The sequence below is a fragment of the Candidatus Phycosocius spiralis genome (assembly GCF_030158815.1).
In the GTDB taxonomy this organism is placed as follows: Bacteria; Pseudomonadota; Alphaproteobacteria; order Caulobacterales; family Aquidulcibacteraceae; genus Aquidulcibacter; species Aquidulcibacter spiralis.
Window position 1 is genome coordinate 179,782 of the sequence record NZ_BPFZ01000002.1, and the last position, 22,855, is coordinate 202,636.

General features: G+C 50.5%; 21 protein-coding genes. 7 read left to right on the forward strand and 14 right to left on the reverse strand.

Going from position 1 to position 22,855, the window contains the following annotated elements:
- Positions 1-138 precede the first annotated feature (138 nt).
- The 3 genes from PsB1_RS02550 to PsB1_RS02560 all read left to right on the forward strand — a co-directional run bounded on the left by PsB1_RS02550 (position 139) and on the right by PsB1_RS02560 (position 3,337).
- Positions 139-687 (forward strand): CreA family protein, encoded by a 549-nt coding sequence (locus PsB1_RS02550; RefSeq protein ID WP_284358847.1) that lies wholly within the window; start codon positions 139-141, stop codon positions 685-687.
- Positions 688-821: 134 nt separating this feature from the next.
- On the forward strand, positions 822-2,729 hold the full coding sequence (gene uvrC, locus PsB1_RS02555; protein WP_284358848.1) for an excinuclease ABC subunit UvrC: 1,908 nt from the start codon (positions 822-824) through the stop codon (positions 2,727-2,729).
- A 2-nt stretch (positions 2,730-2,731) separates the two neighbouring features.
- On the forward strand, positions 2,732-3,337 hold the full coding sequence (locus PsB1_RS02560) for a CDP-alcohol phosphatidyltransferase family protein (RefSeq protein WP_284358849.1): 606 nt from the start codon (positions 2,732-2,734) through the stop codon (positions 3,335-3,337).
- On the opposite strand, the gene PsB1_RS02565 is transcribed toward PsB1_RS02560, so the two are convergent.
- From PsB1_RS02565 to PsB1_RS02600, 8 genes are all read right to left on the reverse strand, one after another.
- Positions 3,334-3,798, reverse strand: coding sequence for a PAS domain-containing protein (locus PsB1_RS02565; RefSeq protein WP_284358998.1), 465 nt, complete (start codon positions 3,796-3,798; stop codon positions 3,334-3,336). The two genes, PsB1_RS02560 and PsB1_RS02565, sit on opposite strands and share 4 nt — an antisense overlap.
- Before the next feature lie 141 nt (positions 3,799-3,939).
- Complete coding sequence (locus PsB1_RS02570; RefSeq protein ID WP_284358852.1) at positions 3,940-4,344, reverse strand: Ros/MucR family transcriptional regulator; 405 nt, start codon at positions 4,342-4,344, stop codon at positions 3,940-3,942.
- Between the two features lie 71 nt (positions 4,345-4,415).
- Positions 4,416-5,051 carry an acyl-homoserine-lactone synthase gene (locus PsB1_RS02575; RefSeq protein WP_284358853.1) on the reverse strand — a complete coding sequence of 212 codons (636 nt, stop codon included), beginning with the start codon at positions 5,049-5,051 and terminating at the stop codon, positions 4,416-4,418.
- A gap of 72 nt (positions 5,052-5,123) precedes the next feature.
- On the reverse strand, positions 5,124-5,861 hold the full coding sequence (locus PsB1_RS02580) for an autoinducer binding domain-containing protein (RefSeq protein WP_284358855.1): 738 nt from the start codon (positions 5,859-5,861) through the stop codon (positions 5,124-5,126).
- A 276-nt stretch (positions 5,862-6,137) separates the two neighbouring features.
- Positions 6,138-6,365 carry a hypothetical protein gene (locus tag PsB1_RS02585; RefSeq protein ID WP_284358856.1) on the reverse strand — a complete coding sequence of 76 codons (228 nt, stop codon included), beginning with the start codon at positions 6,363-6,365 and terminating at the stop codon, positions 6,138-6,140.
- A gap of 72 nt (positions 6,366-6,437) precedes the next feature.
- Positions 6,438-6,863, reverse strand: a complete 426-nt coding sequence (locus PsB1_RS02590; RefSeq protein WP_284358857.1) for a YdbL family probable chaperone protein — start codon at positions 6,861-6,863, stop codon at positions 6,438-6,440.
- 79 nt (positions 6,864-6,942) lie between these two features.
- Positions 6,943-7,140: a YnbE family lipoprotein gene (locus tag PsB1_RS02595; protein ID WP_284358858.1), complete on the reverse strand. Its 198-nt coding sequence runs from the start codon at positions 7,138-7,140 to the stop codon at positions 6,943-6,945.
- A 324-nt stretch (positions 7,141-7,464) separates the two neighbouring features.
- Positions 7,465-8,775 (reverse strand): M23 family metallopeptidase, encoded by a 1,311-nt coding sequence (locus PsB1_RS02600; protein ID WP_284358859.1) that lies wholly within the window; start codon positions 8,773-8,775, stop codon positions 7,465-7,467.
- A 508-nt stretch (positions 8,776-9,283) separates the two neighbouring features.
- Between PsB1_RS02600 and PsB1_RS02605 the strand changes: the two genes are divergently transcribed.
- Both PsB1_RS02605 and PsB1_RS02610 read left to right on the forward strand, forming a co-directional pair.
- Positions 9,284-13,363, forward strand: coding sequence for an intermembrane phospholipid transport protein YdbH family protein (locus PsB1_RS02605; RefSeq protein WP_284358860.1), 4,080 nt, complete (start codon positions 9,284-9,286; stop codon positions 13,361-13,363).
- A gap of 284 nt (positions 13,364-13,647) precedes the next feature.
- Positions 13,648-14,520: a TorF family putative porin gene (locus tag PsB1_RS02610; RefSeq protein WP_284358863.1), complete on the forward strand. Its 873-nt coding sequence runs from the start codon at positions 13,648-13,650 to the stop codon at positions 14,518-14,520.
- A gap of 96 nt (positions 14,521-14,616) precedes the next feature.
- Here PsB1_RS02610 and PsB1_RS02615 read toward each other — a convergent pair whose 3' ends face one another.
- From PsB1_RS02615 to PsB1_RS02625, 3 genes are read right to left on the reverse strand one after another with little or no spacing between them, the layout of a single operon-like run.
- On the reverse strand, positions 14,617-15,906 hold the full coding sequence (locus PsB1_RS02615) for an HlyC/CorC family transporter (protein WP_284358864.1): 1,290 nt from the start codon (positions 15,904-15,906) through the stop codon (positions 14,617-14,619).
- 2 nt (positions 15,907-15,908) lie between these two features.
- The gene (aroB, locus tag PsB1_RS02620) at positions 15,909-17,021 is read right to left on the reverse strand and encodes a 3-dehydroquinate synthase (RefSeq protein ID WP_284358866.1); all 1,113 of its coding nucleotides are present in this window, start codon (positions 17,019-17,021) and stop codon (positions 15,909-15,911) included.
- Entirely contained in the window at positions 17,018-17,581 is a 564-nt protein-coding gene (locus PsB1_RS02625) for a shikimate kinase (protein ID WP_284358868.1), read from the reverse strand. The genes aroB and PsB1_RS02625 overlap by 4 nt, the downstream gene beginning before the upstream one ends.
- Positions 17,582-17,744: 163 nt before the next feature.
- Between PsB1_RS02625 and nhaA the strand changes: the two genes are divergently transcribed.
- A complete protein-coding gene (gene nhaA / locus PsB1_RS02630; RefSeq protein WP_284358870.1) occupies positions 17,745-18,980 on the forward strand; it encodes a Na+/H+ antiporter NhaA in 1,236 nt (411 codons plus the stop codon).
- On the opposite strand, the gene PsB1_RS02635 is transcribed toward nhaA, so the two are convergent.
- The gene (locus tag PsB1_RS02635) at positions 18,968-19,291 is read right to left on the reverse strand and encodes a BolA family protein (protein WP_284358871.1); all 324 of its coding nucleotides are present in this window, start codon (positions 19,289-19,291) and stop codon (positions 18,968-18,970) included. The genes nhaA and PsB1_RS02635 overlap by 13 nt on opposite strands.
- Before the next feature lie 51 nt (positions 19,292-19,342).
- Here PsB1_RS02635 and PsB1_RS02640 point away from each other — a divergent pair, with 51 nt between their 5' ends.
- Positions 19,343-19,969: a J domain-containing protein gene (locus PsB1_RS02640; RefSeq protein ID WP_284358873.1), complete on the forward strand. Its 627-nt coding sequence runs from the start codon at positions 19,343-19,345 to the stop codon at positions 19,967-19,969.
- A gap of 199 nt (positions 19,970-20,168) precedes the next feature.
- Here PsB1_RS02640 and PsB1_RS02645 read toward each other — a convergent pair whose 3' ends face one another.
- Together PsB1_RS02645 and PsB1_RS02650 are read right to left on the reverse strand one after the other, a co-directional pair.
- Complete coding sequence (locus PsB1_RS02645) at positions 20,169-21,101, reverse strand: tyrosine recombinase (protein WP_284358874.1); 933 nt, start codon at positions 21,099-21,101, stop codon at positions 20,169-20,171.
- A complete protein-coding gene (locus PsB1_RS02650) occupies positions 21,083-22,825 on the reverse strand; it encodes a hypothetical protein (protein WP_284358875.1) in 1,743 nt (580 codons plus the stop codon). The genes PsB1_RS02645 and PsB1_RS02650 overlap by 19 nt, the downstream gene beginning before the upstream one ends.
- Positions 22,826-22,855 lie beyond the last annotated feature (30 nt).

Genomic DNA, 22,855 nt, shown 5'->3' on the forward strand with positions numbered 1-22,855 from the left:
TCAACGCGCGTGGGGGATGATTACAAGATCAAGTTCATAATCGGGGCATCGGTTAAGAACGACAGTGCGTGACAATTGCGGCTTTCATCCCCACATTGGTGCGTGATGAAGCAAATTTGCCCATCCTAAGGAGCCGTCATGAAACCGATAAGCCTAAATCAAGCAACTCACCTGAGTTTGATTAATCCGCTGTATCTCGCCATAGGCTTAGCCTTGTTTGTCGGCGCATGCGGCAATAAGGATCAAAAGGTGGGTGAGTTCACCAATGATCTAACTGGCAATGAGATTGAGGTTTCAGCCCTCTCCGACCCAAAACTGCCCCAAATCACCTGTTATTTTGGCTCATTTAATCGCTCACTCGTTGATCGCTTGGGCAATGGCAATTGGTTTGAAAATCCCTCCAACACCGCCGTTGACTGCCGCGCGACCGGACCGATAGAGGCTGCTAGCTTAACCAAATTACCCAAAAATGAGGAAGTCTTCTCCAAGGGCACTAGTCTTTTGTTCAAGAGCATTGCGCTACGCCGAATTGTAGACATCAAAAACAACACGATTGTCTATATCTCTTACAGCCGCGAATTGGTTGGCGCGTCCGCAAAACTTGGTATGAGCGTGGTTCCCGTCACCCCGACACCGACAACCTCATCGCCACAAGCCCCACCAGCGGCAGCAGCACAAGCACCCTAATTCTGCTGGTGATTTGTTTGCACAGAGGGCTTGCCTTCTGATCGCGAGCCGTGCACCCCACCCTGATCATGTCCAAGGCTGATAAAACCCCACTCCCCGATTTTGGTAACCTTCCCAGCGAGGCGCGCCCAGGGATGGTTAGAGGGCATGGCAGCGACATCATAGCCGATTATGTCCGACGATTGCCTGATAAGCCAGGCGTGTACCGCATGATCGGGGCCGATGCGGAAGTGCTTTATGTTGGCAAAGCCAAGAGCCTTAAAAACCGTGTGACCTCCTATGCGCGAGGTATTGGCCATACCAACCGCATCGCCCGAATGATCGCCTTAACCCAAGCGATGGAGTTTATAGTCACCGCCAGCGAGACCGAAGCACTGCTGCTTGAAGCCAATCTGATTAAACGCTTGCGTCCGCGCTTTAATATCTTGATGCGCGACGACAAATCCTTTCCCTACATAGCCATTCGTCGCGATCATGTGGCCCCCCAAATCAGCAAGCACCGGGGCGCGCGGGCTAAGAATGTCGATTATTATGGTCCTTTCGCAAGCGTTTGGGCGGTGAACGCGTGCCTGACGACATTGCAAAAAGCGTTTTTGCTGCGCTCCTGCACCGACAGCGTGTATGAGGGTAGGTCACGCCCCTGCATGCTCCATCAGATCAAGCGGTGCAGCGCCCCTTGTGTTGGCCTCGTGTCAAAGGCCGATTACGCGCAACTGGTTGATGAAGCGACAGCCTTTTTGCGAGGTAAATCGGCTGATCTGCAAAACCGCCTTGCAGCCGATATGCATCAGGCGTCCGACGCGATGAATTTTGAAGAGGCCGCGCGGCTACGTGACCGCATCCGTGCTTTGGCCAGTATTCGTGCTACCCAAGGTATCAACCCACAAAGCTTTCAAGAAGCCGACGTTTTCGGCGTAGCGCTTGAAAGCGGTATGAGTTGCATCCAGGTCTTTTTCTTTCGTGCCGGGCAAAATTGGGGTAACCGCGCTTATTTCCCCAAGCATGAAAAAGATACCAGCGAAGTGGAAATCCTTGATGCCTTTATAGCCCAATTTTACGACGACAAACCCGCACCCTGCTTGATACTGACCAGTCACCCGCTGGCTGGTGAGACCTTGTTAGCGGAGGCGCTAAGCTTGCGCATGGACTTGAAGGTGGAGATACGCTGCCCGCAACGGGGCGAAAAGCGCGACACCGTCGCTTATGCCACTTCCAACGCACGTGAGTCGTTAGCGCGAAAACTGGCCGAAAGCGGCACCCAGACCAAGTTGCTGGACGGCGTGGCCGAGGTTTTTGGGCTCTCCGAAGCACCGCAACGCATTGAAATTTATGATAACTCCCATATTCAAGGTAGCCATGCTGTGGGCGCGATGGTGGTGGCAGGCCCGGATGGCTTTGAAAAGAGCCAATACCGCAAATGGACCATCAAGGACGCCAAGGGTGGCGATGATTTTGCCATGATGCGCGAAGTGTTTACTCGCCGCTTCGCGCGCCTTGTAGCGCCCGATCCCGAAGAGCTTCCCCCCAGCGTCGATCAAGACGGCAATCTGATTGAATCGGCTGGCAGCAGGAACAAGAACCGCGATACGGCGTGGCCCGATGTCATTCTCATTGATGGCGGCGAACAACAACTCTCCATTGTAGTTGAGGTGGCGCGGGCATTGGGAGTGGATAACGAAATTAAGCTGATTTCCATTGCCAAAGGCGTTGACCGCGATGCGGGGCGGGAGTTGTTTCACACCCCTGGCAGAGCTCCTTTTCGGTTGGAGCCAAAAGACCCTATTCTATACTATCTCCAACGTCTACGCGATGAGGCGCACCGCTATGCCATTGGCGCGCATCGGCAAAAGCGCGCCATGGCCATCTCTAAAAACCCCTTGGACGAAATTGCTGGAATTGGACCGATGCGCAAGAAAGCCATTCTTGCGCGCTTTGGCTCGTCACGGGGGGTGGCGCGTGCGGCTCTGTCCGAACTGATGGAAGTGCCAGGGGTTAACGAAGAATTAGCCACGCGCATCCAAGCTTTTTTTCAAAGGACTTAAACATGAAATGGCTGCCAAATGCTGTCTCGATCAGTCGGTTGGCTTTAGCCCCGTTGATTGGCTTTCTGATCTATACTGGATTACTGCAGGGGCTGAACAACCGTGCGCTGCATGTGGCCCTTATCCTTTTTATCGTTTCTGCGCTTACCGATTGGCTTGATGGTTATCTGGCCCGGCAATTGGATGCAAAAAGTGAGTTGGGTGGAAAGCTTGATCTATGGGGCGATAAAATTCTTATTGGCTTTACATTATTGGCCCTTTGGTTTGGTTGGCCGAACCTTGGAAACATTCATGCAGGTATATTCTCCGGACTGATGCGCGATCCGTGGGCACTTGGGGTGGGAATATTTTTGATCCTAGCCATTCCAGTGCGCGACAGTTTCGTCACCAAGCTGAGAGCACAACTTGCCGCCAACAATATTCTCTTGGCACCCACCTTTGCCGCCAAGTCGAAAACGGCGATGATCATGGTTGCGATGAGTGTGATCTTATTTGGTCTAGCAAGTGGCACACAATGGATTATTCATATGGGATTTTGGGCCTTAATTGTTGGGGCCGCCTTATCAATCTGGACTGGTTTGGCCTATTTTCAAGCCACAAGAGCTTAAGCGCTTAAAACGCTTTGTAGGGCCCAACCGGGCACACGCGCTCCTGAAAGCGCAATATCCAGCCCAATGACGGCCACGACTTCATCGCCATGGCCAAGGGGTAAGCGCATCCAAAACCGAACCAAATGGCCTTGGTGATCAAGCTGAGCGGGTGCAACTCCACATAATGGCCTTGCCTCTGCCACCACGCGCTTTATGGTCTCCATTGCACCCATCACATCGTCATTGGCCAGACAGACGCGCGGATCCTCACCAAAAACTTCGCGTAATGCACTACCCGCCACACGTACGCGCGGCTCTTCATCGGCTTTTGTTTCAATCAGTGAGATAAAAGGCAATAAAGGGCCAAAAGCTTTGGGCTGAAAACTCTCACGCGTTGGCATTGCCATACCACAAGCAGCACCAGACCAGACGTCGTATAAACGACGCTGTTCTTCCAGCAGCAGTTGTGCGCGAAACATTGACACTAATATTAACCCCCTATTTAGGTTAGTATCAGTGATTTGCCCCGAATCGTGCAAGAGTCTTTATGTATAACGTTAGAATATTTCTTGCATTTTACTGCGAATACTTGTTTCGGCTACGAAACGATTAAACAAATATTAACGTCTTCCGCGTCCTAGACCGATTTTCTTGGCTAATTCAGAACGTGCCGCAGCATAATTACGTGCAACCATTGGGTAATCGGGTGCCAAACCCCACTTAGACCGATAGTCATCAGGTGACATATCATAAGCCGCACGCAAATGGCGCTTAAGTGACTTGAAGCGTTTGCCATCCTCTAGGCAGACAATATGGTCAGGAAACACTGATTTTTTGAAGGGAACTGCGGGCACTAAATCCTTAGAAACAACGATCTGGCCGCCCTCTTGGAGGTTGGCGAGGGATGTATGCACCATACCAATCAGATTTGGTAGTTCAACAGAAGCTAATTCATTGGCTGAGACATAGGCGGCAACAATTTCAACCGTCATTTCGATCAAACTAGGATCGTTGTTATCTGACATCCACTCATTCCTTTGTGTTCACTATTGTTCTTATTTTTGCTTGAATCAATTGCCTCAGGCAATGGCTCTCGTTAAGCTGCCACTTCTCGCTTCAGGAACGGATCGCTCAATACCCGATGATGCAGATTAAATGCTGCCTTTGTTGTGTGTAGGGTGGCTTCATCCACTGGAAAGCTGAAGGCGAACGCCGATTTACCAGGTTCATATTCTACCGGCGGGCCCTCAATCTTAATGCGCCAGCCCAATCCACCTGCAATGGCCACAAGTTGCGGCTCTGCTATACCATAGACCTTATCTACGCCGTTTTCAAATCCCCACTCTAAGCCACCCACCGCCAAATGAGCAAAACTAATACCATGGCGTGTGTCGGAAGGATCACTGGCAGGTGCCAAGCGTGTTAGTTCCCAAGTTGCAGCACGACGCTCAAGCTGCGTTTCAAGATAGGCTGACAGAGGGCCGGCCAAAAGACACTTGCCTATAGTTGGTGTTAACCTACATGATCCAATCAATTGATTGGTATGTCCCACAGTTACAATATAGGTTACGTTTGGGTCATCGTCTGCCTCATCGCGTTCACCCCCATCTACCACGCTCAGATTAGTCCATCCCATTCGATCAACAAACAATTCCTTGCGCTGCCGGAACATGTCCTGTAACAAATTTTGGTGGTATTGGCGATTGGCGTTGTCAATGTAAAATGTGCGCATGCTTGAACTCTCCTTGAGAAAGTCATGCATGCAGCCAATAAATGATGATCACTATAGGCAGTTTTACCTATCTTAGCGCATATATGCCATTGGAACCTCGGCTTGAAGAAAGGCTTCAGCAACCAAGGAAGCCAATGTACGCGCATTAAGGCGGCGCTTGGCTTCCTCTAATTGATGCGCAACCGTTCTGCCTGACGTACCTAGTACCTCACCGATCTCATCGGAAGTTAATCCACATGCAAGCCATGTGACAACTTCGCGCTGTCGTTTGGTCAAGCGATGGGCCAAATCAAAAGTGTTAATCTGTTTTGTTTGAAGAAATACCCCACGGCCGACATAATAATTCGCGGCAACAACCGCCGCAAACTTAAGATCTTCGCTTTCTTGCACTTTACTAGAAGTTAACAAACAACTCCAAACGCTGCCATCCGGCTGGCGAATTGGAACAACAAGGCCTTGAAACAGACCAAACTCAGCCGCCTCTTCAAAGACTTTTATTTGGTCAAGCGAAAGTGGGCCTGCTTGCAGTTCGCTCCACCAATAAGGTTCGGTCGAAGTCATTATACGGGTGATTCCTATATCCCTTCGGATGTGACCTGCATCACGATAGCGATACAACCAAGAAACCGGGGGTCGTCCAAAATAACGTAAACCCGGTGATCGAATATCATTCTGGCGTGAAGAAACTTGAATTGCCACAAAATGCTGGAATCCCCAGCCAGTAACCATTGAACCAAAGGCTTGATTGAGTTCTTCGACACATTGGGCTTTAGCAGCTTGACTGGTAAACTCTCTTACATTCACCCACATTCTTATCTCCTTCAAACTTGTGGAAATGGTTAAAAATGAATATTTTTCAAGCCTATTATAAACATATATTTTGTCAATTTATGGAATGCAGACTATATTATAAAATAGTATTAGACTTAAAATGAGTTCGGTGTTTATTTATTGCCTACATTATTGGTACTTATCGCCATAACACTTGGCATCTGGTTTGAGTCTTTGCTCCTGAGGTTTGCGCCTCTATCGGGCTTTGTCGCTATCCACCACCTGAATGTGCCCAAACGCTGATTAAAAGCTGAACTAATCAATAGATGAGCCCCGCCCGGGATCGGCGCGTTCATCATAGCCTTGGCGGGCTGAATAAAAGCTCAACCACATTAAGCCGCTTCCTAATAGGATGGAGATCACACCACCCAAGCCCATCGCAATCCAACCATGGATCGATAAGGTGGGTTGGTGTCCGACCCAAAAAGCTGCAGCAAATCCTGCTAAAGTTGCCAGCAGCAATAAAAATAATATGACGGTCACTACGTAACCACCACAAGATAAGGGTGTATTTCTTGTGACATCGCCAGTAGGATCGAGGGGTGGTAACAAAATCTAATTAACCTTTTGGTCGGGACCACATTTAATCACGATCTCATCCTCTCCGTTTTGCAAGATCTGTGAGCTTGGCCCTTTGGGGCACCAGTTTTTGTCCAAATCTTGAAAATAGCTACCGGGATCGGCTTTAGCAATCTGACGAAGTGCCGATAAGAGGGCCACCCTATCTTCGGTCTCCCCATATAATTTCGCGGTTTCACTATAGACTGCCCGGCGACGAATATTCACTTCATTGATACGGCGCTGCAAATCAGCTTGTGCTTCCGTGGGTGTGTGAACAAAACCCAAATACCCATCAGCTTGCTCACCCACGATGCCTGCGGCGATCGCTTGGTCAATTGGGCCATTATTGTCCAAAGCACTGACAGATGTTGCGATCAGAATACTTACCCCACATAGGGCCGCAAAAATCTGGCTTCTCATATCCATCATTCTCCTCTACGCGCCCATACGAGCCTGTGCACGCATCAACGCGAATTATAGCATCGTGATGCAGCATAATCTAGAATATGCCTGGATTGGCCTCTGCGGCACGATCTAATTCGCGTTCCAACTTGATGCGAACATTTTGCTCAATCTTCATCGTTATATTCAAATTGATTTCTATGGGCTTATCGGGAGCCTGCAGGCGTAAGGTCGGCGTGCAACCTGCACTGCCTATCAACCCAATCACACTTACCAGCAAAATATAGTGTCGCATCTATTTACCCTTATTCGCGTCAGCCAATCCCGTATACTACCCATAGCATGACTGGCCATAGCATGACTGGACCGATTTAAACCCCCATGATTGGCCGCTTTACAGCTTAAACTCTGTAAGCATAATCTGCCCAAATGTGAGATGGCTTAATGGGTACTAACTAGCAATCGCATCAAGGCTGACAATGATCGGGTGTTGCATCCCTAGAGGCCAGTAAGCACACGCTGCGTTTAGAGGCCCGCTCAACCAAAATAATCTTATCAAGCGATCTTGCCAATTAATCTTGCCAAGTCATCTTGTATGATCAAAAGGTGCATTACAAATTTAATTTGCAATCCGAGGTGTAGAATTGCCAGTCTGCGCAATTGTGCTTGAACCAATAGCTTCACGCCGCATACCGTCAATGCGCGCCCGGTACGTAGCAAATTTGGCCAATTGTTCGCCGGGTAAAGCGCGACCCGTTGGAACTTCAAAGCTCAATGGATTAATCGCTTGGCCGTTGCGGCGGATTTCATAGTGCAAATGTGGCCCAGTTGAACGGCCCGTATTGCCAACATAAGCAATGATATCACCCTGCTTAACCCGATCACCTGGCTGCAAGCCTGGGGCAAATCGAGACGCGTGGCCATAGCGCGTTGACCAAGTACCGTCATGGTCGATGTCCACAACATTGCCATAACCACCCATGGCACTGGCCCGTGTTACAATCCCATCACCAGCTGCCAAAATGGGGGTTCCAATTGGGGCACCAAAATCAATGCCTTCATGCATTTTGTTATAGCCAAGTACGGGATGAATACGATTACCATAACCAGAAGTTAAGCGCGCACCGTTAATTGGAGTTCGCATCAGGAATTTACGTGCTGAACGCCCTGCTGCATCAAACCATTCCGAACTCCCACTTCCTAGGGGTTGGAAGCGATAAAGCTGGATCGTGCGACCACTGATCGTGGTCATGCGGGCAAAAACCGGCTCACCTTCGCGAACCACTTGGCCGCGCAAATCAGAAACCCGCTCATACATGAGTTCAAATTCAGTGCCAGGAGCGACTTCGCGTTCAAAGTCAACGTCATAAGCAAAGGCTTGCGCAATAGAATCAGCGGCACGGTCAGGGGCCCCCAACTCGCGAACCGCATTGACTAAACCATTGTCGCCAATGACCCCAGCGATACGCAATGTCTTGCGCTGCATCGTTGTGGTCATTTCGCGGGCACGAAAAACATTATCCAATCCGCGGGTAACTGTAACCGATCGCTCAGCACCGCTGGCGAGATTGAAACCAACCAAACGATTGCCGCCAGCGACTGGTTGCATAAAAATGGTTACTTTGTCATCACGGCGAATATCACGTGGATCTAAACTGCGTGCAAGCGATCGCACAGCATTGATCACATCGTCCCGCAATGCCCCTGCCCGGATCAAAGCTTGTTCTAAAGTCTCACCCGAACGAATGGAAATGGTTTGGCGATCAGATAAGCTTGTCCCAGCCGCAAAAGCCATATGCTCTAGTTTCGTGCTTTGGGCTTGGGCCGAGGTGATCGGTCCAGTGACAGAAAGGATGACACCTAGCGAACAAGCCAAGCCCAGCTTAGCTGCGAAGTTGAAGGCAGCGCGACTTACGGTCGTGTGTCTCAATCTTAAACCCCTAGTATCTGTTGCGGGAAGCACAATTTGACCTCAACAGGTAAAGATCGTGCCTTCAACCGGTGAAGCTCATTAACCGGTGAAACTCATTGACCTCAACAAGTGAAGATCGGGTGTAATCCCACCCCAAAATCGACAATTTTTTCTTTTTCTGTGGCTTGAAATACACATTTTTTAGCATTGAGCAACCCCTAGCATCAGTCAGACCGACCAAGCCCCCGCAATTTTGCCTTTTTTAGGTCACTTTTTTGCGCCGTTTAGTCCATGCAAAGTGTCTCATATCAGGGGTCGAGAAACCAAATAGAGCAGGTTATAAACGCTTATGACTAACCAAATTCCTCCCTCTGAGACCCAAATATTTGAACCTAGGCCCAGCAAGAAAATTCAATTTAAGTCTTTAAATTATAGGGCTTATTTAACTAAAACAACGCAAATTCTAGGTTATAGCGGGGTTGGGATCATTCTTGTTGTCGGGCTGATATGGTCTTGGCGGATCCCTTTGGCCGAACAAGCCGTTTTGGCCATGTTGCGGGGGCGGGGCATAGAAGGCGATGTTTCTTTCATTAAATTATCAGTCAATGGGGCAGTGATAGAGAATTTTCGCTTGGGTAAGGCGCAATCCCCAACCATAGTAATGCCCAAAGCGACATTATCTTGGCATATATCAATTCCCTCTGGTAAACTCATCCTAGATCATTTCGAGGCCAGAGGTGCACAATTATTTTTGCGCCTCGATCAAGATGGGAAACTAGACTTTGGTGCGCTAACCCCATTTTTGATCCAATCGGATCAACCCCCACAGATAGAATTGGGCCAGATTAGGTTTCCAGAAGCACAGTTATGGTTAGAGACCCCGTCTGGTCGTGCGGTTGCGCGTATCCATGCCAGTGGCGGGGATCAACAAGGCTGGCGGGCCCATATTCTTCTGACGCCACCAATCCAGCCTGCTGGACGCAAGACCTTGGTCCTTGACCGTCCAATCTCTCTTGGCCTTGGGTTTCGAGCTGGTGTTATTCAAGCGAATGGCTCACGTACGCCGACCCAAATTGGACTGTCCGTTCGACCTAACGGGCAAAACCTGACCTTTTATGGCCTAGAGCTAATCGGATTGCGGGGATCGGGGTCGGGATTACTTGTCCTTGATGACAAAGGAGATATTGAAATCCACACCAGCACTTTAAGCTTTGCGGCTGACCGGCTTAAATGGGCAGATTTCAACGCAAAATCCCTAGGCATATACATCAAGCCAGGCCTTTGGCGTCACGTTCAAAATCCCGAAACTGGCAGGGTTCAAGCAGGCTATGGTGGATTTCATGCCCGGATAGAAGCCCAAGACATCAAACCAATTGCCGACACACAAAGCGGCATGCCATCCGCAAAATCAGCACAGGCACGCCTCTATTTGGCAAGGTCCAAAGAGGGGCAAACTCGACTTGATGTTCAAGGGATTGTTCGTTCCATGCTGGGGCCAATGTCCGCAAAGATGACGCAGCTGAAAGGCCACATACAAGCAGAGCTTCCTGATCTTAACGCTTGGGATGTGGTGGGGTGGTCAGCTTCAGTATCGATGATCGGCACGCACGTATCACTTGCCACAGGGCCTAGAGTAAACCCTGTTTCTGGCGACGCTAAGCTTGATTTCATCCTCAAAGATAGTGGAAGAAGTTTCACCCTCAATGGACCTTTAACCGTGGGCTTAGTTTCGGGTCCGCGCCTGACCATCCGTCCCGACGGCAAATACCCCCCCGTCCTGCAAAAAAGGGCAACACCAACCAAAGATCATAACAGCGGCTATGAAGCTTTTGGCGCGGGAGACGTTCAAATACAAAGCCCGATCTCTGGCAAGGGTCAAGCCCGCATCGACGCCTTTAACTGGTCGCAGACAGGCTGGTCCTTGGCAGCGCGTAGGCTGGTACTTCGCGATTTTGCTTTGCAGGGTAAGTGGATGGGTTCCAGCCTGAGTGGCCAGATCAATCGCCTAAACTTAAGTGCATTTGGCAATGGGGTACCCAAAGGAGGGGGGCAAGGGCAAATTCAATTGGTTGCACGCGCCGGGGCGGGGGGTCTAGGGCTTGGCGCTGGTCGGGTCAGTCTGACGGGTCAATTGCAGGGCGAAGCCAATCGCTTAACTATGTCTGCATCGGGTCCTATAGCAGGCTTTGCGAAGCAAGGTAGAGGTGTCCGCGATGGTCAAATCAAACTTACCGCCCATGCAAAGTCCAATGGCCCAGACTGGTCAATCGATTTCGTAACCTCCTTGGGCGCACAGGCATTTCAGTCACCCAAGATTTCATTTTCTGATCTATTGGGGAAGCTGAGCGGTCGTATCGGTTCAGACACAAGCGGTTTGGGCAAAAGAGGCTGGTCTGGGCAGGCTAACATTGACTTGGCGATCGCTCAATGGCGTTCCAATGATTATGATCTCGATCAAGCCAAACTAACCGGCCCACTTCGCCTGGCTGGCAAGCATAATAGCCTCTTTGGATCATGGGACCTTGCAATGGAGGCGGATGAATTACGTGTGAGGGAATTGTTCGGGCGCGGCTTGCATATGACAGCTCCGATGCAGTTTAAAGCCGATCTATCACGCTCTGGAGACTGGCGTGCCGACCTCAAGATGGATGCCCAAGCTAAACACATATCCGTCGGTCAAAGCCAGCTTACCGACCTAGACCTAAGTGGACCGATCAAGCTTTCATCTGTTTGGGACAAACCCCTTTTGGTGGGTTCCCAAGAATGCTTAAGACTGCAATCGCAAAGTGGAACCTTCCCCGGCCAAGCACATATTGGCCAAATTTCGAGCCTAGTTTGTCCAGATGAACAAGGGCGATTGGCAAGTTTGGAACGCACAAGATCCACTCTTTTTGCAGACATCCAATTTGAACCCCTTGATCTACGATTGGGGGGGGATGGCACCAGCACTTATCTGAAACTTGGGGCAGTCCAGGCGGATTTTAAGCCATTTCAAAAAGGCGGTTGGGCTTTGGAACTGAGTTCCAAAGATGTTGGATTTAACTTTAAAATGCCCGATGGTAGTCTGGCCAACATCCTAGCGCAAGACTCGCTGTTATCCATAGACCCTGATCCCAACGGCATCGTGATGCGCGGGCGTTTGAGCGGATTACGCGCCAGAGGCTTGCCAGTTCAGATCGCAGGGGAAGCAACAACCGAGCTGCAATTACGTGCATCCGGCTTAGTTGGCACGATCGCATTTGAGAACTTATTAGTTCGCGACAGGCCCAACTATGTGCCAAATCCTGTGCCTTCCAACCTCTCTGGGGCAATCGCTCAACCCAACGCGGAAGTGATAGAAACGCCTGCCCGCTTTGGGATGCTATCCTTAACCGGTCAAGGCACGATCCAAGGCAGTCAAATTGATATTCAAAGCGACATTAGCCTTGCCACTTCAAACGCCTTCTTAGCGCGCGCCATTCTCAACCACAATACACAAACTGGCCTCGGGCGCTTGGATGCCATTTCAGAAGTTGTCCGCCTTGGTCAAGCCCCGATCAGCCGAACCCTTAGCCCACTCACACAGGCCGGGGTAAAACAACGTCCCTTAGATGTGAACGACTTGATCCCGGCCCTCAAGGGGGTGGTATTGGATGCTGTCGGGGAAGTTACGGGTAATGCTTCTATGGCTTGGGGCCCAGGTCAAGCCACGACTTCCCAAGCCGAAGTGTCCACCCAAACATTGGATTTCGCGACTTTATTAGGTCAAGTTCGGGGACTTTCAGGCCGTCTTGAATTAGCCGATTTATGGCAAGTACGCTCAGCTGGCATGCAAAAAATAAGCGTAAACCAATTTGATCCTGGCTTGCCAATCAGCGATATGAATATTGAATTCAGTCTTCCTGGAACAAATAGCTTGGACTTACTGGACGCAAGTTGGTCCTTTGGCGTGGGCACCATGTCGATACGTCCGGCAAGTTGGACCTTTAAAGTTGGTGATCAATCGTTCTTGGTGGATGTTGTTGGTGTCGATCTTGCCGAACTTTTGCGCCTAACCAATATCCCAAACCTCAAAGTTGACGCGAAGGTTTCAGGCGTTCTACCGATTGAAGTGCGCAATGGCAGTGTTGAAATCATCGGTGGACTTCTCACAGCCCCGCAAGGTGGAGGAAAGATACGCTATAGTGGGTTGGGTTTAATCGAGAAGTCAGATGCAACGTCCAAAAAAATCCCTTGGTATCGTAAACTTGTTCGCATTCAGCCAAAAGAAAAGCCGACCAATCCAAAAGAGCCCCATCCCACTTTACCGCAAAAGGATATTGAGTTCGAAATTCTTCAGATCATGGTTGATGGCCGCATAACTGGTGATTTAACGATCGCCATGGTGTTACAAGGTGCCAATGACCACATTTTAGCAGGCGTGCCCATTAAACTAACCCTGACCACAAAAATGCCATTAGGTCAGATCGCCGATATGGCGGACCAATTACTCGAAACAGTAAACAGCGCCAATATGCTCAAAGAAATAGATAAGTTGGACCGGGCTCAACATGGCAAAGGCTTCCTGCCCAATCCCCTGCCCAAGATCAGTAAAGGCCCAGGAAGCATTTCGATGAAAGTGGAGTAAAGAGGTCGTTGCATGGCAAAAGGGCGGTACTCGTGCTAGACTGGGTTTCGTTCAATCAAAGCCAGTCCCAATCAATAATGATCGCGATAATGATTGAATAATAGACGCTTTGGCGAAATTTGCCCACTAATGATGCATCGACCAACCACCCATTATGATAGTCCATGGCTTACAATTGCTATCAAGTGTTGCCATGATGTCATAGCTTTGCCTTCCAATCTGGGTCAATAAATAGTGGCACATTCACTAAGCTGATTTTAAGTCAGCCTAAACAGGGGACACATATGAAATTAAAAGAACTTCTTTTGGTAACGGCATTGTTATCTGGCACACCAGCTGTCGCCATGGCCCAAGAAGCCACGACTTCAGTCAATTTAGGTGCAGCTTCATCTTATCAATTCCGTGGCGTGAACCAGAACGTAGATAATAGTGGCCAAGTTTTTGGTGGAGTAGATGTTTCGACCAACTCTTTCTATGTCGGCACATGGTTTTCAAACGTTAATTTCGACTCCACCTCCAAATTGCTTGATTTGATAAATGAATCTGGGGTTGATTTGGATGCATTGAATGAAATAATCGATGTCAACTCTTTGATAGGTGGGGGTTCAAAAGCCAATCTGGAAGTTGATATTTATGGTGGGTTTAGGCCAACCATTGGCAATTTCACTTTGGACTTCGGTCTTTTGGCCTATACCTATCCCCAAGAACCTGATTTGCTGGTCTATGAAGGTAAGTTTGCAACGACTTATACGACCAAATCTGGTATTGCTTTAACGGGTTCTGCTTTTTATTCGCCCAATAATGGCAAAGATGGTCCATCTACTTGGTATCTAGAAGCCGCCGCTTCAGCGCCAATTCCACAAGTTAAACTTGGTCCGTTTTCATTATCCGTAAACGCCTCTTACGGGAATTATAGATCGGATACCAAAGTCCTCCAACTGATACCTGATGAACTGATCGAATTCGTACCCCAAGAAATTCTCGATATTTTACCTGGGTCATCCTATAATAATTGGAAGATAGGTTTGACGGCGGCAACCGAAAAAGGTTGGGCGGTTGATTTATTCTATACAGACACGGACTTAAACGATCTCAAGTTATTTGGGGTTGAAACCTATGAAAGCAGAGTAGTTTTGCAACTGAAGAAAAGTTTCTAAATCAAAATTGCTTTGTTTTGGATTAGAGGAAAAATCCTAATTCAATAGGAAATGAAGGGGTTGCAGGGTGCCTGTAGCCCCTTTTCTTTGGTGGGCTTATTGTTCTTGAGCTTGGTTCAGCTCCGGAGTAATGCGAATGGCAAGGATTTGATTGCGGTGCTTGCGCAAGATTTGGAAGCGATAGCCGTAAAACGCAAAACGTTGACCAGGGTCTGGAATGGCTTGGGCTTCATGGATAACCAAGCCCGCAATGGTTACAGCCTCTTCATCAGGCAAATTCCAATCCATAGCCCGGTTCAAATCACGGATCGGCACCGCACCATCTACATTGACTGAGCCATCGGGTTGAGGCCGCACCCCTTGAATGGCAATATCATGCTCATCGACAATCTCGCCGACGATCTCTTCAAGTATATCCTCCAACGTTACTAGACCTTGCAGCGCCCCATATTCATCAACCACACAAGCCACGTGGCTGCGGCGCTTGAGAAACTCTTCCAATTGCTCTTTCAAAGTCGTGGTATCTGGCACAAACCAAGGGGGCCGAATGATGGCTTTGAGGTCAATATCGTCAAGATCACCTTGGGCATTGGCAATGGCAAGCAGCAGGTCTTTAGCGTGGAGAATGCCGACAATGTTTTCCTGATCCCCTTCATACAGCGGCAGGCGCGAGTGCTGGGTTTGTAGCACCTGCATCACAATTTCACGCGGAGGCAAGGCTAAATCAATGGTTTTCATATTCTTGCGGTGGATCATCACATCAGATACGTCGAGCTCTTCAAGATCAAGCACGCCCGCAACCCGGTCCCGGTCAGATTTTTCAACATTACCTTCGTGCTTACCCAGTTCAATCGCCCCGCGAATTTCCTTCATGGTTGCATCTTCATCGGTTACCCGATCCAGCTTGACGCCAAAAATCTGTAATGTAGCCCGCACGATCCAGCGCACTGCAGCGACGATTGGACTAAGCAGTGTGACCGACCATTGCACAGGCAAAGATACCCAACGTGCTGTAACTTCAGGATAAGAAAAGGCAAAAGTTTTGGGCATGACTTCTGCAAAAATCAGAACGACCGCCGTAACCAGTGCCGTAGCAATAGCTATGGTGGTTGGGGCTTGACCAAATAATTGCACCAAAAGGGCAGTGGTCAGAGCACCTGCCAAAGTGTTGAGAAAATTGTTGCCCAATAACAGCGAGCCGATCAACCGGTCTGGGTTTTCGATTAATCTATTGACGCGCGCAGCCCCCTTGTCACCTTCTTTTTCCAATTGGAACATACGGGCACGCGATGAAGAGGTTATTGAAGTCTCTGCCGCTGAATAAAAGGCGGAAAGGCCAATTAAGAGTGTCACAAAAATCGCCGTTACAACGATGCTTGGATCCATAGTCAACGCTTCACATCCTCTTGTATAAATGCCTGAACGGTATTCGAATCGACACCTTTTTGAACAAAGGCTTCCCCGATGGCGCGCACCAAAACAAGGGTTAAAGCTCCATTTTCATTCTTTTTGTCATGGGTCATTGCTTCAAAGAGGGCAAGGGGGTCCCAAGCCCCACTTGCCAAATTGGCAGGAAAGGCTGCAAGTCCCGAAGCTTCAATTGCCTGCTCCACCAAGTGGACATCTTGTTGTGCAATGAGGCCTAGTTGGGCGGAAAAGCGAAACGCCATGGCCAAACCACAACCAACCGCTTCACCATGGCGCACAATTGCTTCATCAAAGCCAACACAAGTTTCAAAAGCATGCGCAAAACTATGCCCAAGGTTAAGTAATGCGCGCACCCCGACTTCTTTCTCATCTTGTTCAACAATTCTGGCTTTCGCACGTATCGACTGGCCAATCGCATAAGCCAACCGTGGCTGATCCCCGGCAAGGGCAGCGGTAGTATGCGCGCGACACCAGTCAAAGAACGCGCGATCACCGAGTAAGCCAATTTTAAGAATTTCAGACCATCCCGCGCGCCGATCACGGTCTGGCAGGGTCGCCAAGACATCTAAATCCGCAAGCACCATTCGTGGTTGCCAAAACAAACCGACCAGATTTTTACCCGCAGCGGTGTTGATCGCGGTTTTACCGCCGACCGAAGAATCCACTTGCGCCAACAATGTCGTGGGTATCTGTACAAAATCAATGCCTCGCTTGATCACACCAGCAGCAAATCCTGTCAAATCACCGGTTACCCCACCCCCAAAAGCAATAATCATATCTGCGCGTTCTAGCTTGAGCTGCAACAGTGCTTCGATCACATGCTCTAAACCCACAAAGCTTTTACTGGCCTCACCGGGGGGAATTTCAATCACATTATAAGCGATACCAGCCTTGTGCAAACTATGGGCAAACATTTCGCCATGGAGGTTCCACACGGTCGCATCCGCAACAATGGCAAGACGGGGGCGCTTTAACAGCGGGCGGAGTAAGGTCCCAGCTTGCGCCAACATACCTGCCCCAAGGTGCACATCATACATACGCTGGCCCAGCCCAACAGCTATGCTTTCTGTCACGTAGTTGGCTCCAACTCACCATGAGCATGCAATGCCGCAATCACCGCCTCAACTGTCAAGAATTGTGGGCCTTCACGAGAATCGACGATTAAATCGGCTTCTGCATAGATCGGATAGCGCTCTGCCATCAGCATTTTCATAATCTGGCGTGGGTCACCGTTGCGCAACAAGGGTCGATCAACACGGCGGGAAACGCGGCGCACCAAGGTCTCCAAATCAGCCCGCAGCCAAATCGTGATTGCACGCTGTCGCAACATCACCCGCGTAATTGGGTTCATAAATGCTCCACCTCCGGTAGCCAAGACCATGGGTGGTTCTTCAAGGATACGAGCGATGACCCGTCGCTCTCCAGCGCGAAACTCATGTTCGCCCCGTTCGGCAAAAATGTCAGCAATCGGACGCCCTGCCGCAATCACGATCTCATCATCGGCGTCTTTAAACGCTACATTCAATTGATTGGCCAAACGACGCCCAACCGATGATTTTCCAGCTCCCATCAACCCGACTAGCGCCACGGTCCGTTTCAGCGGCCCAAGAAGTGATGGCGAGGTTTCAAACATGGTTCTATTTACCCTTCCACCGCCTTCGGCGCAACCAAATGCCGCAAATCCAGCGCGATCGAAATTGGATGGACTTTTGCTTCAGTCATTGAGCCAATACTTGACTACTTCCGTCTGTCGAAAAAACAGGATAGGACATAAACCATGAAACCTGTGAAAGACTATGATGACTTCATTGCCACAACAGCCTGAAAAACATAATTTTTTGCCCGTTGAGGCGATCCCCGGCGTTTTATTAATGGCAGCGGCGGCCAGCGCAATGCTGATCGTCAATTCACCTTTGGCCGACTTGTATCATGCCATCTTAGAAACCAACATCACAGTTGGGCCAACAGGTGGCGGGATTGAGATGAAGTTGGCCTATTGGATCAAAAATGGCCTGATGGCCGTTTTTTTCTTATTCGTCGGCTTGGAACTCAAGCGCGAAATCTTGGAAGGGCAATTATCAAATCCAGCAGCTGCGGCTTTGCCCATAATGGCAGCGATTGGAGGCATGGCTGTGCCGGCCATGATCTTCCTGTTTTTTGCGAAGGCAGACGGCTATGGACATGGATGGGCGATACCCGCTGCAACCGATATTGCTTTTGCGCTTGGTGTCCTGTCTCTATTGGGTAAGCGTGTACCTCCTGCCCTCAAAGCGTTTCTTCTTGCAGTTGCTGTCGTCGATGATCTGGGCGCTATTGTTATAGTGGCAGTTTTTTACACCGAACATTTGATCAGCCTGCATCTTATGCAAGCTGGCGTGGTCATGGGATTTTTGTTGTTGATCAATCATTTCAAGGTAAAATCAATTACGGCTTATATCTTACTTGGTGTTGTATTATGGGTTTTTCTGCACCAAAGCGGGGTTAGTGGCACCTTGGCGGGTGTGCTGGTTGGGTCGTGTATACCCTTGCATGATGCCTATGGCCAATCCCCTTTACTTAGAGCCGAACATTCGCTGCGGCCATGGGTTCTTTTTGGCATTATGCCGTTATTTGCCTTTGCCTTTGCTGGGGTAGAATTATCAGGGTTACACGCTTATTTCACCCACCCAATTACCCTTGGAGCTGGCTTTGGGCTGATGATGGGCAAGCCTTTGGGTATTTTGGCTACAAGCTTGCTGGCTGCGACATTGATGAAAGCAAAATTGCCAGGAAGCATGTTTCAGTTATTGGGTATCGCCTGTTTGGCTGGAATTGGCTTTACCATGAGCCTCTTCATTGGCGCGCTTGCTTTCAAAGACCCAAGTCTGGCAACGCCTACGCGCCTAGGTGTCTATGCGGGATCTGTAATCTCCGCCTTTTTGGGTCTCTTCATTTTAGCCCAAGCGCTTCCAGCTGCTGACAAAATTATGGTCACAGATGAGGAAGATGAAACAGCGCCCTTCATCAAGCCTGAGCCCGATTATGAAGCTTGAACAGGCCAGTTATCTAGCGGAGGTTCGGCTTTTAAGGAAAGGGCATGGACAGGGCCAGACAATTCCTCTGCCAGCACCTGATAGATAGCGCGTTGCCGCGCAACGAGGCTTTGGCCCTCAAATGCTGCACTAATCATATGAATGCTGAAGTGCGTCTCACCACTTACCACAGACGCCCCACCCTGCTTGGCAGCATGTAACTTGGCACCTATATGGCTTGCATGTCTGGCACTCTCGTCGGTGATTTCCAAGAATAAAGGGGCAAAGGCGTCTATTAACTTTTTACGCATCTGCAATTGAATAGGACCCATCGGTCATTCCTCCTTGTCTCACGCTGCGGTCGATCGCATATTGGAATCCTTATGACAGATCAATTCTCCTATCGCCCCAAATTTGTCGACATACGAGTGCGCAAGCCGCCCGTAGTCAAAATCAATCCCGACATTCAAATGTGCGAGCATGATGGCTGTGGGGCCGAAGCGACCTGCCGTGCGCCTAAAAGCCGGGATAATCCAGGTGAAATCTGGCATTTTTGTGAAAAGCATGCCGCCCTTTACAACAAGAATTGGAACTTCTTTGAAGGTATGAGTGAGGATGATGCCCAAGCCCACCGTCAAGCCGCTGCCCATGGCGGGCGGCCAACTTGGACATTCAGGGCCAGTGCCAATTCCCCCGACGCTCATGTCTTCAAAAGAGTGGCTGCTGGCGAAGAGCCGATTAACCTGTTTAATACCATGTCTAAACGACGTGGGGCCTCTTCCCACCCTCAATCTTCGGCGCAGCCCGCCCGCCCGACAGCTCCTGTTCTTAAAGCGCTTGATACGCTGGGCCTTGATGCTCATGCCGACAATGCGAAGGTTCGCTCTACCTATGCAGCCTTGGTACGCCAATACCATCCAGACTCAAATGGCGGGGACCGTAGCGCCGAAACAAGGCTTAATGCAGTGGTTAAGGCCTATAAAATCTTGAAGACTGCCCGTCGGGCCTAGGTCTGCGCGCCGCCCCCCTCGACATGCTCCCACCTATGAATGGTCAAACGCGACAATGTCCTCCTCCGAATTCGAAGGCTTACGTGGTATGTGCCTTCATGTAAGAGACGGCGGCTTAAGGGCATTGCGCTTTTAATCCCCCCTCTGGCCCAAATAACCCGGCTGGCAAGAGGGAACCTAAATCATGCGGGAGGCTATGTTAGCGTTTGCGCTTTGCCAGTGGGTGGTTTTGTTCGATCAGACTGGTTAAGCGGGAGTTCGCAACATGGGTATAGATTTGCGTGGTGGCAATATCAGCGTGGCCCAACATCACTTGCACCGTGCGCAAGTCCGCTCCGCCCTCAACCAGATGTGTCGCAAAAGCATGGCGCAAAACGTGCGGGCTCATTTTTTTGGGATCAAGGCCGCCAGCCACGCATAAATCATCGAGCAGCCGAGCAAATTCCCGCCGGCCCAGATGGCCTGCTTTACCTTTGGCTGGGAACACGAATGGATCTGCTATGCTTAATGTGGCTTTCGGCAAGCTTTGATGACGGTGCTTTAACCAGACATCCAAGGCAGCTTGTGCGGAGCGGCCAAGCGGGACTAGCCGTTCTTTGCCGCCCTTGCCCTTCACAATCATCGCCCCAACACCGGACTTGGGCAAGCCGCGCATCGGTAGGCCTACAAGCTCACTTACGCGAAGACCACAGCCATAAACCAATTCAAGCAGACAAATTGCCCTAGCGGCTTTCCACCCCTTAAGCGCCGCAGCAGCACCTAGCAGCGCTTCTACTTCGCTGATCTCTGCGGTTTTAGGCAATGAGCGGACACGCTTAGGCCCGTCCCAGCGCTGGGTTGGATCATCGCTGCGCCAGCCTTCAAGCTGGGCAAACCGATAAAACTGGCGCAGGGCCGCGCGCCGGCGTGCGATGGTCGGCCCGGTTAGGCCACGCAGGTTGAGATCGCGGGCATAGGCTTCAATATCGTCAAACCCTGCTTGGTCAATCAGTACATGCCGTCTGGCGATAAAGTCGGTATAATCCAACAGGTCGCGCCGATAAGCTTCCAAAGTATTGCGGGCCGCGCCACGCTCTACCCCGATCATTTCCAAAAAGGCCTCAATAAAATGATTCACTTTGGCGGGGCCCATTGGGGTTTTGATGTTGAAGTGGGCTTTGGGGCCGATGCAGGCTTTAGATTGGGGGTTTGTACCGGCCTGGCCGGCTCTGAAGTGGTCGTCGCTTTGGCTGGCGCCTTGGTCGGTAGCACGCCCTCAAGGGCCAGTAAATATTCACGCGCCAGTGCTTGTGCGCTGGCGCCAAGGCCGACATCACGAAGGGCTGAAAGAGCGGCTGCCATCGTTTCTGCATCCACACTTGCGGGCTCAAGACCTTGTAAGGCAAGGCCAACCAGAAGTGCTACTTCCCCTTTTGAGCCCCGTGCGGCCGCCCAATTAAGGGCAATGCGCATGCCCGTTTGCCCGCCCCGCGTCTCTGGCAGGCCTGGGCGCAAAAGAGCGACGCTGCCCCTGGGGGTGGCCAAGCCTGCGGACCAAACCATCAAGGCATCACGTACCGCTTGACGTTGCATGTTGATAGTTTTTGCAACCTCGATGTGGCGTTGCACCGGCTGATCCCCCGTTATCGGATCCTCCAACGCCATGACGAGCTGGATGCGCGGCGACAAGGTTGTGCCACTTTGATCGGCCATGAGGCGGGCCAATTTAGCATCCCCAGCCCATAGAGCCCCTTCCACCAAAATGGTTACCAATTGAGGGGTGAGAGCTTGTGGCATTGATTGGGCAAGATTACGCACATCGTCCAAGCTAAGCCGCGCTTCCAGAGCGCGCGATTGAGCGGTCGTCGCCCGCGTCAGTCTTTGGCCCCATTGGGTGGCGAGGGCTAAAGCGGTTGCGTCAACTTGGGGTGACTGGGACAACTCAGTTTCGGGTTGCGCAGGTGGCGCAGGTGGCATACTTGGACGCAGGCTGTCTTCTTGGGCAGCGGTAGCAAGGCCCGTTTCAGCGACTCGTCGCAGAAGTGCATTTTTTTCTTCGACTGGCAATTGTTGTGCGAAGTCAGGCCACGCGAGTATGGCAGCGAGGGTAGCGGGATCACTTGTTTGGGCCAGCCCTTTTGGCAGTTTCAAGCCCGCTTTCATGCTCAAGGCCAGTGTCCGGCCACTATCGGCGCGAAACGGGGGTGGATTGGTCACGGCGCCAGAAGTTGCAGCAATCACCCGTCCTAACCACACATCGCCTTGACCACGCGTTTTTGCCAGATCCGCCGATAAATTGGCTGCCGCGACCTCGCCATTGAGCGCGTAGCAGGTAGCCCGTATTTCAAGCCAAAGTGCGTTCTCAAGGGCCGCACTATTGTGATCGGATGCGACGGCATTGAAAAGACCACACGCCTCTTCGCTATGGCCTTGACGAAAAGCTGCATCAATCGCCAGCGCTGCAAGATCAAGTTTGGAGGTTAAGCGTGGTACGTTCTTTAAAAGTTGACCTGCGGCGTCAGCTGGCCCCAAACGCATAGCTGCCAGAAAGCGGCCTTGTGCAAGACCTGCATCGTCCACTGGAGCCGAAGCCCCTGAAAACACGGCCTGTCTCACCAGACGCTGGAGTGAGACAAAACGCAAATCTGGACCGATCTTATCTAAAGCATAAGCCAAAGTGCTTGGATCCGCGCCTTGCCATTGATCGCTGCTCATTGGTGCAAGCCCAAACGGTAAAGCCGATGCCCCCCAGGGCCCAATTTCTTGTAACGCATTGGATTCAATTATGGCAGTGCGCTGGGCGTAGCTTGGGCCATAAAAAAACCCCAACCCAAGGGCGAGACCAACACGATAAAGTATGGAAATTTTAGACTTCATCATCACAATCTTAACCCTGATTATGGCAAA